The organism is Echinicola soli (genome assembly GCF_006575665.1).
GTDB classification, from domain to species: Bacteria; Bacteroidota; Bacteroidia; order Cytophagales; family Cyclobacteriaceae; genus Echinicola; species Echinicola soli.
In genome coordinates this window covers 5,320,775-5,335,550 of sequence record NZ_CP041253.1, presented here as the reverse complement: position 1 = coordinate 5,335,550, position 14,776 = coordinate 5,320,775, and the positions used below count along the sequence as shown (strand labels likewise).

The 14,776-nt window shown below is 41.6% G+C and carries 11 protein-coding genes; 8 read left to right on the top strand and 3 right to left on the bottom strand.

The features are described 5' to 3' along the window. Positions 1-29: 29 nt before the first annotated feature. Genes FKX85_RS20570 through FKX85_RS20560 form a run of 3 tightly spaced genes read left to right on the top strand, consistent with a single transcriptional unit; the run spans position 30 to position 4,861 of the window. A complete protein-coding gene (locus FKX85_RS20570) occupies positions 30-1,514 on the top strand; it encodes a sulfatase family protein (RefSeq protein ID WP_229239714.1) in 1,485 nt (494 codons plus the stop codon). Positions 1,515-1,556: 42 nt separating this feature from the next. Continuing rightward, positions 1,557-3,107 (top strand): sulfatase family protein, encoded by a 1,551-nt coding sequence (locus tag FKX85_RS20565; RefSeq protein ID WP_141616507.1) that lies wholly within the window; start codon positions 1,557-1,559, stop codon positions 3,105-3,107. Positions 3,108-3,154: 47 nt separating this feature from the next. After that, positions 3,155-4,861, top strand: a complete 1,707-nt coding sequence (locus FKX85_RS20560) for an FAD-dependent oxidoreductase (protein WP_141616506.1) — start codon at positions 3,155-3,157, stop codon at positions 4,859-4,861. Positions 4,862-5,219: 358 nt separating this feature from the next. Here FKX85_RS20560 and FKX85_RS20555 read toward each other — a convergent pair whose 3' ends face one another. Further along, on the bottom strand, positions 5,220-5,429 hold the full coding sequence (locus FKX85_RS20555) for a hypothetical protein (RefSeq protein WP_141616505.1): 210 nt from the start codon (positions 5,427-5,429) through the stop codon (positions 5,220-5,222). A 483-nt stretch (positions 5,430-5,912) separates the two neighbouring features. On the opposite strand from FKX85_RS20555, the gene FKX85_RS20550 reads away from it, so the two are divergent. The 3 genes from FKX85_RS20550 to FKX85_RS20540 all read left to right on the top strand — a co-directional run bounded on the left by FKX85_RS20550 (position 5,913) and on the right by FKX85_RS20540 (position 10,630). Beyond that, positions 5,913-6,473: a helix-turn-helix domain-containing protein gene (locus FKX85_RS20550; protein ID WP_141616504.1), complete on the top strand. Its 561-nt coding sequence runs from the start codon at positions 5,913-5,915 to the stop codon at positions 6,471-6,473. Positions 6,474-7,337: 864 nt separating this feature from the next. Then, on the top strand, positions 7,338-9,626 hold the full coding sequence (locus FKX85_RS20545) for a glycosyltransferase family 4 protein (RefSeq protein WP_141616503.1): 2,289 nt from the start codon (positions 7,338-7,340) through the stop codon (positions 9,624-9,626). A gap of 8 nt (positions 9,627-9,634) precedes the next feature. Continuing rightward, positions 9,635-10,630, top strand: a complete 996-nt coding sequence (locus FKX85_RS20540; RefSeq protein WP_229239849.1) for a glycosyltransferase family 4 protein — start codon at positions 9,635-9,637, stop codon at positions 10,628-10,630. Positions 10,631-10,634: 4 nt separating this feature from the next. On the opposite strand, the gene FKX85_RS20535 is transcribed toward FKX85_RS20540, so the two are convergent. Then, positions 10,635-12,122 (bottom strand): glycoside hydrolase family 130 protein, encoded by a 1,488-nt coding sequence (locus tag FKX85_RS20535; protein WP_229239713.1) that lies wholly within the window; start codon positions 12,120-12,122, stop codon positions 10,635-10,637. Between the two features lie 395 nt (positions 12,123-12,517). Between FKX85_RS20535 and FKX85_RS20530 the strand changes: the two genes are divergently transcribed. After that, on the top strand, positions 12,518-12,874 hold the full coding sequence (locus FKX85_RS20530) for a cupin domain-containing protein (protein ID WP_141616501.1): 357 nt from the start codon (positions 12,518-12,520) through the stop codon (positions 12,872-12,874). Between the two features lie 348 nt (positions 12,875-13,222). On the opposite strand, the gene FKX85_RS20525 is transcribed toward FKX85_RS20530, so the two are convergent. Continuing rightward, positions 13,223-13,501 carry a hypothetical protein gene (locus tag FKX85_RS20525; protein ID WP_141616500.1) on the bottom strand — a complete coding sequence of 93 codons (279 nt, stop codon included), beginning with the start codon at positions 13,499-13,501 and terminating at the stop codon, positions 13,223-13,225. Positions 13,502-13,901: 400 nt separating this feature from the next. Here FKX85_RS20525 and FKX85_RS21535 point away from each other — a divergent pair, with 400 nt between their 5' ends. Next, positions 13,902-14,063, top strand: coding sequence for a hypothetical protein (locus FKX85_RS21535; RefSeq protein ID WP_168196310.1), 162 nt, complete (start codon positions 13,902-13,904; stop codon positions 14,061-14,063). The last annotated feature ends 713 nt before the right edge of the window (positions 14,064-14,776 follow it).

Here is a 14,776-nt window from a genome sequence, read left to right as displayed (position 1 = left end):
CTCCCGGTAGTTTGATGCTAAAAAATATAATGATGAAAAAAATAGGTTTTAAAATCCGGCCGTTTCTTTATTTTCTGATCTGCATGTATAGTGGAAATATACTGGGACAAGGAGGAACAACCGTTCCTCCAAATGTAGTGCTTATTATAGCAGATGATGTAAGTGCCGATGACCTGGGGGCTTATGGGAACCCTTTTGTTCAGACGCCGAACATTGACAACTTGGCAAAGCATGGGATAAAATTCAACCATGCTATTTTAACGGCCAGCTCCTGTAGCCCAAGCAGGATAAGTATTATCACAGGCAGGTATCCCCATAATACAGGAGCGGCAGAATTGCATACCCAGCCGGAAGTCGATTTTGAATCCATTGCTTCCAGACTTAAAGCGCAAGGATATTATACTGGGCAGGCCGGAAAATGGCATATGGGGAAGTTGTTAAAGCGGGGATTTGACCGGATTTATACAAAACACCAGGAGATCGGTGACGGAGGTGAAGCAAAGTGGATTCCCTCCCTAAAGGAAAGAGATAAGGATAAACCGTTTTTCTTTTGGTTTGCAGCGTTGGATGCCCATAGAGTATGGGGAGAAAATAAATTCTCCAATACCCACGATTCCGAAGAAATCGAAGTGCCGAAAACACTTGTTGATGATGACAGTACGAGGATAGACCTGCGCCAATATTATGATGAAATCAAGCGATTTGACTTTTACATTGGCGAAGTTGTCAGGGAATTGAAAAAACAACAAGTCTATGACAATACCGTCATCATTGTGATGGCTGATAACGGAAGACCTTTTCCAAGGGATAAGACCAGGGTATATGATTCGGGAATCAAGACCCCGTTGATTGTCCATTGGCCCGAAGGGATTTCAAGTAATAGCGAATCCAATAGTTTAATCAGCAGCATTGACATCGCACCGACCATTTTGGACATCTGCGGTATCAAGGCACCCGGATCTTTCCAGGGGAGAAGCTTTAAAGCGATATTGAACGATCCGCAGAAGGATTTTAGGAATTATGCTTTTGCCGAGCACAACTGGCACGACCATGAAGCCCATGAGCGGATGGTGCGGACAGCTGATTATCTTTATATTATCAATTTCCGCCCGGAATTGCCCAATCAGGGACCTGCTGATGCGATCAACAGTCCTTCCTTCAGATCCCTGGTAAGGGCAAACAAAGCAGGTAGCCTGACGGCTGCCCAATCGGATGTTTTTATGGTCCCGCGTCCTGCCGAAGAACTTTTTATGGTAAAGGATGATCCACGACAGGTGGTCAATGTCTTACATGATCCCCTCAGGAAAACGCAAATCCTGGATACCCGCGATGAACTGAGGGAGGTACTAATGGAATGGATGGAAGAAACCGGGGACAGTGTTCCTGAGCAACTTACCAAAGATTGGTATACCCGGGATACAGGTAACAGGATCAAAGAGAATTTCGGGAAACGCGGGCAGATGCCGGGAGAAAAAGAAGGTGCAGACCTGTCGAACAAAAAAGGGGGATTTTAATAAGTGATAGAGAAAAAGTTAAATGAGTTTAAAATCAGAAATATGAGGTTTACCGTATTGAAATTCGCACCATGCTCTCCAGTGACATGGGCTTTGGGAATGCTTGGGGCACTTTTGGTCGTAGCCTGCGGCTCTGCTTCCCGGGATAAATTCTCTAGACCCAATGTAATCGTCATTCTTGCAGATGACTTGGGCTACGGAGATGTGGGTGCCTATAACCGGCATTCGAAGGTTCCTACACCCCATATCGATCAACTGGCATCAGAGGGAATCATGTTGACAGAAGCGTATTGTCCTGTGGCGGTCTGTTCTCCTTCGCGCTATGCGCTGATGACGGGAACCTATCCCTGGAGAAGCTGGAACAAATCCGGGGTGATGAAGAATTATGAACGTTCGATGATAGCACCGGACCAACTTACTTTACCCCAGATGTTCAAAGAAGCAGGCTATGAAACGGCCGGTTTTGGGAAATGGCATTTGGGGACTTCTTTTCCCACTATCGACGGGGAGCAACCTGCAGGCCATGGGAAGTTTTATGCCAAAGACAATGGGGCAAACCTGGATTTTGCCCAACCGGTTTATGACGGTCCGCTGGACCACGGTTTCGACCAATGGCTAGGTTTTAGTTGTGCATCGGAGGGATGGGTATTGAAAGACAAGCAGGTGATTGGCGCTCTTGAGCATGACTTCTATACTGTGGAGCAGGCTCCGGGCAGCGACCAGATCAATATGATCCCCATGGATAGCTATCTTCCGATGATCACCGGGGCCACACTCGAATTTTTAAAAGACCGAGCTGTAGATCAGCAAGCACCTTTTTTTCTTTATTATGCTCCCTATGTGCCGCATGTACCGCTTGCGGTGAGCAAGGATTTTTTGGGAACAACCGAAGGCGGGGCATACGGAGATTATGTAAGTGAACTGGATCACTATGTGGGAAGCATTTTGCAGGTGCTGGACAGTCTACAACTAACGGAAAACACCATTGTGCTTTTTGCAAGTGACAACGGTTCCCAGTTTCTTACCACCTCCAGGGACATGGACGCATCCAGTGCTACCAACCGGCTTCCGGGTCATTTCCGGGATAGCCTGAACAGGTACGGTGCGCCTGGGGATCTTTCGGTGCACCATCCTAACGGAACGCTGAGAGGAGTAAAGAGCACGGCCTGGGAGGGAGGGGTCCGGACGCCGTTCATCGCCCGTTGGCCGGGTCATTTTCCTGCCGGTGGAAAAAGCGATCAGTTATTAGGACTCAATGATGTCATGGCTACACTGGCACCAGTAGCAGGCTATGAACTCGAAAACGGATCAACAACAGACGGGTTCAACCTTCTGTCCGTGCTTCAAGGTGAAAATGAAAACAAAAGGACTTCCATTGTAGTGCAATCCAGTGGTAAGGCTTATGGATTGAGGGACAGGCAATGGAAAATCATTGAGGTTCCTGGAAAAAACGGGGACACTTATTACGAACTTTATAATCTTCGAGACGATCCTTCGGAAAGCAATAATCTTGCCGAGCAGTATCCTGGTAAAGTCAGGGAGATGAGAAGCGAATTACATAAAATATTAGCCGGGAGTTCAACGGCCCACTGAATTTTAAACAGCTCTAGAATATAATGATAAACTCAATAACCAATAATATGAAGCTATATAAGTCTATACTGTTGATTTTTCTCATCCTGCTAACAGGGACAGCGCTCATTTCCCGGTCAGGGAAAACTAATGATCATAACCTAGCGGATGTCATTATTTACGGGGGGACCTCGGCAGGAATATCGGCCGCCATTCAAAGCAGTAGAATGGGGAAATCCGTTATGCTTATCGAACCGACAAACAGAATAGGAGGTCTCACCACCGGAGGCCTAGGACAGACTGATATCGGTAATAAGCAGGTCATAGGGGGGATTTCAAGGGAGTTTTATGAGAATATCAAAGAATACTATGATGATCACGACCACTGGAAATGGCAAAAGAAGTCGGAATATTCCGATGGTGGACAAACAAGAACGGAGGAAGGGGAAAACAGCATGTGGACCTTTGAGCCTTCAGCGGCTCTGGCCGTATACAAGCAAATGATCGCAGCAGAAAATATTGAAGTCATTTATAACGAAAGGCTCAACAGGGAAACCGGGGTTGAGATAGTTGAAGGCAGGATACACGCTATCACGATGGAAGGAGGAAGAACATTTGAGGGAAAGGTTTTTATAGATGCCACCTACGAAGGGGATCTTATGGCTGCAACAGGGGTAAGCTATACGGTAGGGCGTGAGAGCAATGCTGCTTACGGGGAATCATTAAATGGAATACAACTGGATAAGATCAATAGGTCTTTGACTGGTCTGGTATCCCATAACGCTTCCAAACACAACCTGATTCCAAGTGTGGATCCTTATGTGGTCAAAGGAGATCCCTCCAGTGGTTTATTGCCCAATATCAATGAAAAGCCGGGGCTTGATGGTGAGGCAGATAAAAAGATCCAGGCTTACTGTTTCAGAATGTGCCTGACTGACCATCCGGAAAACCGTATTCCTTTTCAGAAACCTTCCGGTTATGATGAAAAAAATTACGAATTACTGTTTAGAAATTATGAAGCCAGGAAGGGAAGTTTGGAAGATATGTACAGTTATGGTGGAGTAATCCCCTGGATAAATTCACAAATGCCGAACCGGAAGACCGATACAAACAATAGGTTTGGGTTTTCCACCGATTATATCGGAGGGAATTATGCGTATCCAGAAGCTTCTTACCAAGAAAGGGAAAAGATCATTAAAGAACATAAAAACTATCAAATGGGATTAATGTGGACTTTGGCCAACCACCCACGAATTCCCCAGGATATCCGTGAAGAAGTCTCCATGTGGGGTACGGCAAAGGACGAGTTTGAAAGTGCTGATGGATGGCAGCAACAACTGTATATCAGGGAAGCAAGGCGGATGATCAGTGACTATGTCATGACGCAGCAGAACTGTGAGGGATTAAAGGTCGTGGAGGATCCCGTTGGGATGGCTGCTTATGGTATGGATTCCCATCACGTGCAGCGCTATGTGGATGCCAATGGGTATGTCCAGAACGAAGGTAATGTCGAAGCTCATGGCTTCAAACCTTACCCCATAAGCTATCGGTCCATCGTGCCCAAAAAGGAAGAGTGCGAAAATTTGCTGGTTCCTGTCTGCTTAAGTGCTTCACATATCGCATTTGGATCGATTCGTATGGAACCCGTGTTCATGGTGCTGGGGCAATCTGCAGCCACGGTTGCCGCGATGGCAATTGATGCAGAAGAAGCTGTCCAGGATCTGTCATATGATAAGTTGAGGGCGAAAATGCTCAAAGACGGCCAACGAATTTAGATTTAATCCGAAATCAATGTCGTTTCGTTAACGTATGTCCCCGACCTCATGCGGGGCAGGCTATTCTGATCCCGACAGCTCGGGAAAGGATATTTTCATTCATAAGCGAGATTCCCTCGCCGCGGCGAGATGACAACTTTGTCACTGTCTGCTCTTATCACGGCATTAAATCTGGGTTTAATAAGCGAAGCGTGATGTTTTGAAAGGGACAATATGATTACCCGCCACTATTGGTTTGACTATGGTAGGTTTTTCGAATGCAGCAGGGCAGTGGCTACCGAATCAGTACCCTTGGAAGGTCTGGAATCCGGACTGGCAACAGTTCATTGTGCCAATTTATGGCCGCTCCCTGATTTAATTACCTTTTTTTGTTTTTAGCGATTAAACCTGGATCGGGCACAAATTCCCGCTCGAAATAGACCAAGTCTTTTCTTTCGGGAAACTCCTGCACTTGACAGTAATATATTCGATCGATATACCTTCTTATAACCAGCTTTGTGCTGGGATTTACCCTTGCATAAACTATATCCCCGGGATGATAATTGTTTTGTATGAATTCTTTGCGCATGATTTTTTTTTAATTACATAAAGTTGTATATTTTTAACTGAACGTATGCTGTAAATGGCTTGATATAACTTACAAGGATCACACAAACAAAGCAAGCAGGTATAAGCTGCTTTACTCAGTGAGCATTTCCACAACGAAATAATATCAAAGGTTAAACTAGCGAAGTTTATGAAAGGGAAATGGTTAAATGGAAATCCCTTCATGGCCAACATGTCTACAGGTAATAAGCCTTTTCATAGTGCCCCTAACGTGATGATTTATCCACTTTACTTTAAACAAGGGTGTCTAAAAGTTTCTAGGTGAAGAAGACTGGAAAGTGTATTTTTTTAAATGTAGCCTCTATTTTGGATTAAAAAACCAAAGGGTATGGATGATAAGGCTACCATTGAAAAACCAGGCAATAGAAAGTAGGTTGCATATTGGAAAAGAGACCATGCCCCTCCATTTTGCCATTTGTTCATCATTGCATACATAAATAATAAAATGAGACTCTTTATCAAATATATGGTCAGCTTACGATGTAAAATGTTGGTGAGAGAAGAACTGAGTAAATTAGGGTTTCAGAACTTTTTGGTCGAATTGGGTACTGTAGAAATCCGAGAAGAAATGTCCGCAGAACAGCGGGATCAGTTCGGAAAGAATTTATTAAAATCCGGATTGGAGCTACTGGAGGATAAAAAGAGTATACTTATTGAAAAAATCAAGAATTTAATAGTTGAAATGGTTCATTATGAAGATGAGTTGCCTAAAACCAATTATTCGGATTATATAAGTGAAAAACTAGGCTATGATTACACCTACTTGGCCAATATTTTTTCAGAGGTAAAAGGGGTAACCATACAGCAGTATATTATTCTTCACAAGATAGAAAGGATTAAAGAACTGTTGCTTTATGACGAACTAAGTCTCTCAGAGATTTCATACAAATTGCATTATAGCAGTGCGGCCCATCTTTCTAATCAATTCAAAAAAATAACTGGTCTTACCCCTTCCTACTATAAGAAACTAAAACAAAAAAGGGATAAGAACCTGGAAAACATATAAGGTAAAGGGTGGACTAAGAAACTGGGCTTTTGTGATGATTTTTAATGTCTCTTTGTGAAAGATAACCGCTGTCTTAGATAAACCTGTATTTTCTAAAGCTTTTGCCATCTTACCTACTCGGTCTATAATCAATGACTTAGGATGGTAGAGGAAGTGTGATATTTGCAAGTTTGTTTTTTTTACTGTAAGGTTAATCCAATGAGATATTTATAGATTTCGAACTAAGATTAATCTGTACACTAAAATCAACTAAGATGTCAAAGGAAAAAAATGGTAAAGCGAAATCCGATAAAAAACAGCCTGCGAAAAATTTAAAAGAGAAAAGGGCTGCAAAGGAAGCAAAGAGAAAGGAAAAAGAGGAAAATGATTAATGTAGTCCTATCCACCTTTAAAAATAGTAGCTAAGGACCGCTATTGGGTGGATAGTTCCTTGGTGCCTTGTAGGCCCTACGGTCACCTGCCGTTTTAACCAGAAATATGCATTAGCCTATCTACGCTGCGGCGAACAAATGTTGCGACCTGAAAGTACTTCAAAATCAGCCACCATGCGTTAGTTTTCGACTCTATCTAACGGCCAGACAGGGTGCTACGCCAGCACCTTCAAACTAGCTGGTTTTCTTGCATTTTTAGCACTTTCCGACATTTATCAGCCGGTCCTAATGCATGATCCGGTTTAAGAAAAATGGATATTCCTTTTTCTTGCAATAAAAAATATGCGTCAGAAAACTCGCTCGATTGGCGATTAATATTTCTTCGTTCTTGTTCGGTGGAGGAGATGGTGTTTTTTAGTCCATTATGTACTTTTTGATATGCAATGAAGGATAATATTACTCAACCGATTTTAAATTTAGTAGGAAGAAAAGCATGAAAATAGGATATATTAGTACTTACCCGCCAAGAGAATGTGGAATTGGAACCTTTACCCAAAATCTCCAGCTCGCCATAAAAAAGGCGTTTGAAGATAGTGATATAAAGTACGAAGGATCTGTGATAGCACTCAGCGATGATAATGATCACTATATCTATCCCAAAGAGGTGAAGATGACATTGCAACAGGACCAGCAGGCTGATTACCTGGAAGCTGCTGATTTTATAAACTTGAGCGGGTTGGACCTTTGTGTGCTTGAACACGAGTTTGGAATTTTTGGAGGTGAAAGTGGAGTGTACATTCTTCCTTTATTGCATAAGCTCGAAATGCCATTTATCGTTACGCTGCACACTGTTCTTGATACCCCTTCCTATAATCAAAAGATCATCCTAAAAGAGGTATGCAGAATGGCCAAAGAGATCGTGGTCATGAGTAATAAGGCCGTTACCTTACTCGAAGAGATATACCTTGTACCCATAGAAAAAATAAAGTTAATAGCACACGGTGTACCCGATATCCAATACGATTCTGCCGTTGTGAGAAAAACGTTTCGTTTTGATGGAAAAAAGGTATTGTTGACCTTTGGCTTTATCAGCCGCAATAAAGGAATCGAAACGGTGATCAGATCCCTTCCTGAGGTAATCAAAAAATACCCAAACACCATTTATTTAATATTGGGAAAAACACATCCTAATATCATCAAACATGCAGGCGAAGAGTACCGTAACTTTCTTCATCGCCTAGCGAGAAACCTGGATGTACAGGACCATGTGATGTTTATCAATGAGTTTATTGATGAAGACGAACTGATAAGGTACCTCACTGCCTGTGATATTTATATTACCCCCTATCTTGGCCAAACCCAAATAACCAGTGGGACGCTCAGTTATGCATTCGGAGCCGGGTGTGCGGTCGCTTCTACGCCCTATTGGCATGCAGAAGAACTTCTTGCAGATGGTAAAGGAAAAATTTTCGGTTTTAAAAACCATGAAGAACTTTCCAAGGTCTTGAATGGGCTGTTTGATCATCCAGACGAACTGAAAGCAATGAAAGAAAAGGCAGGTGACTATGGAAAGACAATAATATGGCCCGAGATAGGCAGAAAGTACAAAGGTCTTTTTAATTCCGTTATAGAGGAGCAGCCAATAAAGGCAGATAAGATAAAAAACATCCTGAATATTCCGTTAATGCCCAAGTTTTCACTAGCCCATATCAAGCGGCTGACCGATGACACAGGGATTATCCAGCATGCAAAATACGGTATTCCCAATCTCAAAGAGGGATATTGCCTGGATGATAATTCCAGGGCACTTTTTATGGTGCTAATGGCATATAAGCAGAAACGTGACCCGCTGGCACTGGAGTACATGCCTATTTACCTGAGTTATATTCACTATATGCAAAATCCCGATGGTACTTTCAAGAACTTTCTGGGATTCAACAGAATGTTCTTGGATGAAGTAGGCTCTGAAGATTCCTTTGGAAGAACCATTTTGGCATTGGGATACCTTTTGGGAAATGCCCCAAATGATGCCTATTTCCAAACAGGCCGATTGCTTTTTTTTGATGCGGTGCCCAATTTTCAAAACCTTAGATCAATCAGAAGTATTGCCAATACGATTATTGGGATAAGCTATTATTTGAAAACCAATATGCTTGATGAACAAATGGTTGAAATGCTAAGGGTACTGACAAATAAGCTGACCTTACAATATAAGCGACAATCCACACCTGATTGGAAATGGTTTGAGTCTCTTTTGACCTATGATAATGGAATCCTGCCCCTGGCCTTGATGCATGCTGCTGAAATATTAGAGGATGATGAAGTGCTGGAAATTGCCATGGAGACCATGGAGTTTCTGACCGAGCATACCATGAAGGATGGTTTTTTATCCATTATTGGAAATAAAGAGTGGTATGAAAAAGATGGTCATCGATCAGTTTATGCCCAACAACCCATTGATGCCCTGGCAATGGTCCAAATGTACTATCAGGCATTCTTGCTTACCAGGGAAAATGAATACCTGGAAAAACTATTTACATCATTTATGTGGTTTTTAGGAGAAAATGACCTTAGAATGAGCCTTTATGATTTTGAAACAAAAGGCTGTTGTGACGGTTTTGAAAGTTATGGAGTGAACAGGAACCAAGGAGCAGAGAGTTCCCTGGCTTATCTGGTTTCACACTTGGTTGTACTGCAGGCCCATGAGGAATTTTACAAAAGCGAACAACCAGAAGTGCCCAAAAAGAAAACTGATTGGCTAAATAAAGAATTACACCTTTGAAAATAGCCATGCTCTCTTCTATTGCCTGGAGAACACCGCCTAAAAAATATGGGCCATGGGAACAGGTGGCTTCCAATATATGTGAAGGGCTCGTGGAAAGGGGCCTAGATGTTACGCTATTTGCTACGGTGGATTCCCTTACAAAAGGAAAACTACAGTCAGCAGGTACATTTCCTTATGAAGAGGACAGGACCGTTGACCCCAAGGTAGCAGAATGCTTGCATATCAGCAATCTAATGGAACAGGCCCATCATTTTGATATCATTCATAATCATTTCGACTTCCTGCCACTTACATACGCAGCATTGATTAAAACACCGATGCTTACAACCATACATGGCTTTTCATCTCCTCAAATCCTCCCTGTGTATAAAAAATACAATGCAACCACTGGCTATGTATCCATTTCCGATGCCGATAGGTCAAAAGAACTGGATTATTTGGCCACTGTTTATCATGGGATTGATCCCCTTGTTTTTGATTTTCAGGAAATTAAAGAAGATTACCTGGTGTTTTTTGGAAGGATCCACCCGGAGAAAGGCACGCATGTCGCAATAGAAATAGCCAAAAGAGCTGGTCATCGTTTAATTATTGCCGGTTTGATTCAAGATCAAGGCTACTATGAAGAAAAAGTAAAGCCTTTTATCGATGATGATTCGGTAAGTTATTGGGGAAATCTTGGGCCGGATGAAGGAAGGAGACTACTCGCGGGAGCCAAGGCTTTACTTCACCCTATCAATTTCGAGGAACCATTTGGTTTGAGCGTGATAGAAACCATGATGTGTGGAACACCTGTCATTGCTTTTGATAGGGGCAGTATGAGAGAGTTAATAAAAGAAGGTGTCACAGGTTATTTGGTTAATGATGTGGAGGAGGCTATAGACAAGGTTGGGCATTTAAAAGATCTTAATGCTATTGATTGCCGTTTACATGCAGTGGAAAAGTTCAGCCTCGATTCCATGGTGGAAAATTACATCACAGTCTACAAGGGTGTGCTTAAATAAGCTCTCACCATACTTTAGGGCTTTTTAGTGCACCTAAGAGCTCTTTCATGGAAACCACAGCATAAGTCGATGAATAATCGGATACCGCATAAGGTAAAATCAAATTCTCATTATGAATGATGGCACCACAGGAATAGACCACGTTTGGAACATACCCCTCGCGTTCTTTTTCCAGGGGCACAAGAAGAGGCTCTTTCAATCTTCCAATTTCCTTTGTAGGATCTTCTAAATCAAGAAGTGATGCCCCGATGCTATACCGCCTCATGGGCCCGACACCGTGGGTTATGATCAACCAACCTTCTTTTGTCCATAATGGAGATCCGCAATTGCCGATTTGGGTGTATTCCCAAGGAAATTGGGGTTCCTGGATTTTTATAGGGGCCTTCCAAAGTGTACTTTTATCAGAAAACATGATGTAGTTGTTGACTCCATCAATCCGGGCCAGCATGGCGAATTGTCCTTTAATTTTTTTTGGGAATAGGGCAAGGTTTTTATTTTGGGCCCCTTCACCATGAAGGGGCATAACCCTGAAAGTATAAAAATCCTCTGTTGAGAGCAGTTTGGGTAGGGTAGTATGCCCGTTATAGGCCGTATAGGTGGCATATATTTTTTCATTACCATTGCCATCAGAAAAGTTTACAAATCGAGCATCTTCAATTCCCTTGCTTTCCGAATGCGATATAGGGAAAAGGACCCTTTCTGTAAGATCAGAATCCATGGAGAACTGGACATCATAAAAAGAGTCAACAAGCCAGGTCATCTCGTTCAGAGCCATTCTCCTTTCTATGCTGATGGTTTCGTCCTTTAATATTTTTGCTACTGCCGTGGTTAGCGCATAGTACTCAAAGCTTTCAGGAAGGTCTTCCATGATGGTATCGGAATATTTTTTGGGAATATTCATTTCAGAAAGCTTCTTGATAAAACGCTTTTTGTCATATAACCTTTTATGGGTGACTTCTGCCAGGTCGATCTGGTCTCCCGATTTCATGACATGCAGGTCGTTGTTTTTGTCAATGATGGCCCTTCGGAAAACAATAGAGGAAATATGTCCTTCGCCAGTGGCCCTGAATGACAGGATCACTCTCATCTCTCCCTCCTCAAGATAGGACTGGTCAAAGTCCCTGACGATGGATGGATTGAACATGGCTGCTGATTCAATGGAATATTCCATGGTACAGTAGGAACCAATCAGCATTCTTTGAGCTTCACTGAGTCCTTCATGAAACCCTTCCTCATTTCCAATCATTTCCTGGATCCTTCTGAAATGTTTGGAGAAAATCCTGGAAATATTTCGATGGCGGCTGGCGAAATCCCGTAAAGTTTGCTCTAAAATTAAGCTGACCTGTTCCTCGTCCATTGAAAGTACCCTGTTGATCATTTTTTCTGTACGGTCTTGCCCGTTCCAGAAAAACCTGGCCACAACTCTGCTGGAGTCGGGTAAAAACTTGAAGTTTTTTCTACATACCGATACTTTCATTTTGTCAATATTCATCCCCTTAATGGTTAAACTAAAGATACCCTTTATATTTATCAATACAGGGGTTTGTTGGGGATATTTTGGTCAATATTAAGGCTCTCAGCAAAACCTGCTTCCTGAAGATAAACGTTAACGCCTGATTTAAATCTGCCGATGATAAAGCATTTTTTTTGGCGCTTAACGGTGGTCTTTCCACACAGTAAAACATGAGAAATGTATAAGTAATGATGTTTCAATTATAGCACAATAGCAGTGGGGTTAGCCCATCTTTATATATACTTATTATTCACTAAATGATGAATTGAGTACATGATAAAAAGGGTAACAGCGTAGGGGAGTAGATTTTGGTAACGCTTTCGAGTCTTGCCTTGCGATTGTATAACCTGGTTTTCAATTGAATTTTAACTATTATGAGACAATTAGGGATGCAAAAATCAGAAGTATTGATGCTCGTAGAATTGATTGGGTATAGCCCACATGCAATTCTGAGGAAGATCATTATGAAAAAAGTAACCGGGAACGTCACAGCGCTTTCCTTTGATTCGGGGGAGGAACTGACAGAAAAGAAACACCTTTATGATAACTTCGTCCAGATTATTGAAGGAAATGCGGAAATCACCATAGATGGCAAACCTAAGGTGATAAAGTCAGGTCAATCTATAATTATTCCGGCTTATAGGTCCAGTATTATCAGAGCAAATTATAGATTTAAAATGATCTCTACTGTTTTCAAAAGTGGATATGAAGAAGTGGAGCTGGGCCAATAAATTTAGATCATCAACGGAAACCGGATAAAAGAGATGTAGCCATTATTAGGATAAATGGCAAATATATTAGAGAATCCGTCCCGAGCTTTTGAAAAAAGAATGCAGTGTAAATCCCTGTCTTTGATAGTCGTCCTCCCGACCAAACCGTTATCTGTCCGGTGTTGGTGAAAACCAGCATCCCTCCAAAATCATTTCGTTGGCCTCACCACAGCCTTTTGGATTTTAGAAAAGAGGGAATGAGGACCTTGTTTTTTGTTACTTTATAAGATGCTGGATTGTTTGTCAGTGATTGTACTGTATATTTTATCTGCGTTATTTATCATTAATTATCCTGCTCTAAATGCTGCCTCAAATGGCAATTAGTAATACTATTACAATCAAAAGAACTCCTATAGCTAGGATCCCTCCTGTTTTGGCCTTTTTCTTTTTTGCTTCCTTTTTATTTCTTTTGTTCTCCTTTGTTTCGGGGGATTTTACCTGGAGGCTATCAGCTCGGTGGTGTAGCCCGATAATACCGTTGGTTTCCACCACTATGGGGGTGTAATTGCTTTTTGCATTTGCACCAGGTATACTTGGAGAAAGCCAAAAAAGCATAATGGAAAATACTATAAGGTGTGTTTTTTTCATGATTTACTTAAATTAAGTTGCCGTAATTTAGAGGAATGTACCCATAGCACTGTAACACATAGATAATATTAAATTACACATATCACAGATTACCAAAAAACCAAGGTAATTTTTTTAAAAAAAGGTAGTCAATTTACAATTTTTCCTTGAAGTTATGTAAGGAGATAATTCCATGAAATGTTGATCTTTGTCAATGATGAATGGTCAGCGCAGCGATTTAAATGGCAGATCTATGTTTACCAATAGGTAGATCATGAAAGTAATGTAAGGGTCATTAGCTAAATGACAATCCACAGGAAATCAGTTTTGGCATGTAAAAAAAACGCTTATGGAAGTACTGGGCTTAGAGAACAGGGATAAATTTAACATAACAGTTTTTTGGATTAATCAAGCCTTTCAAATGAAGAAATCCTATCCACAACTTACAGAGATGGATTTATCCTTTGAATTTGGCAAGGAGGACGAACTAATAGATAGAATAGCCAAACGGCTGGATATTGGAGCCAATGACGTTATGGAATTAATGAAAAGGAATAACCTTCCATTACATTTATTGATCTAAATGCCCTGGTCTCAACCATTATAAAAGCGTTGGCGCAATAATGAAGACCATTTTTACCGTTTGTCCAGGCATTTTTTTACCCGTTATATATCAACATGCCAACCATCGATGAAACTAGTAGACCAGTGGAATGGGACGGCCTCCCGCCAGAATGGTGACCTAGCATCCAAAGGCTAATATTCTAAAACAACCGCTCTACAACCACCCTGAGGCACCTGCCTTTAATTATGTGGGATATCTGCAATCCCCGCCAAGGGATATGTAACGGATGGTAACCATAGAATCTTCACCTTTGTAACTAAGATAAAATGATCAAATAGATATGACCGCTACTACCACAACAAATCGCAAGGTTTCATACCTTATGAACACAATACATTTAATGGCAAATGAATTGGGAAAACAATTTACCAAATATGTTGCCATTGGCCAGCCTGTCCTTACCGACATTGGAAATAAATTTAAAATAAAGAATAATGAAATGATCCTTCCCTCATTGGGAAGATCAAAAATCAAGTTTGCTACCAGACGTCACTGGCCACTTATGAAATGGAAATAATCCACTGCCGTAAATGAGCTTCGCCATTACGTAAAGACTGATATGCTACGTTAGGTGATATTGACTTTCTCTCCAGTAGTGGAAGCTGTCTCTCAGTGTTTGCGTAGACCGAAAAAATGAGCACACTTGTTTGTGTTTTTTTTCGGTCACTATG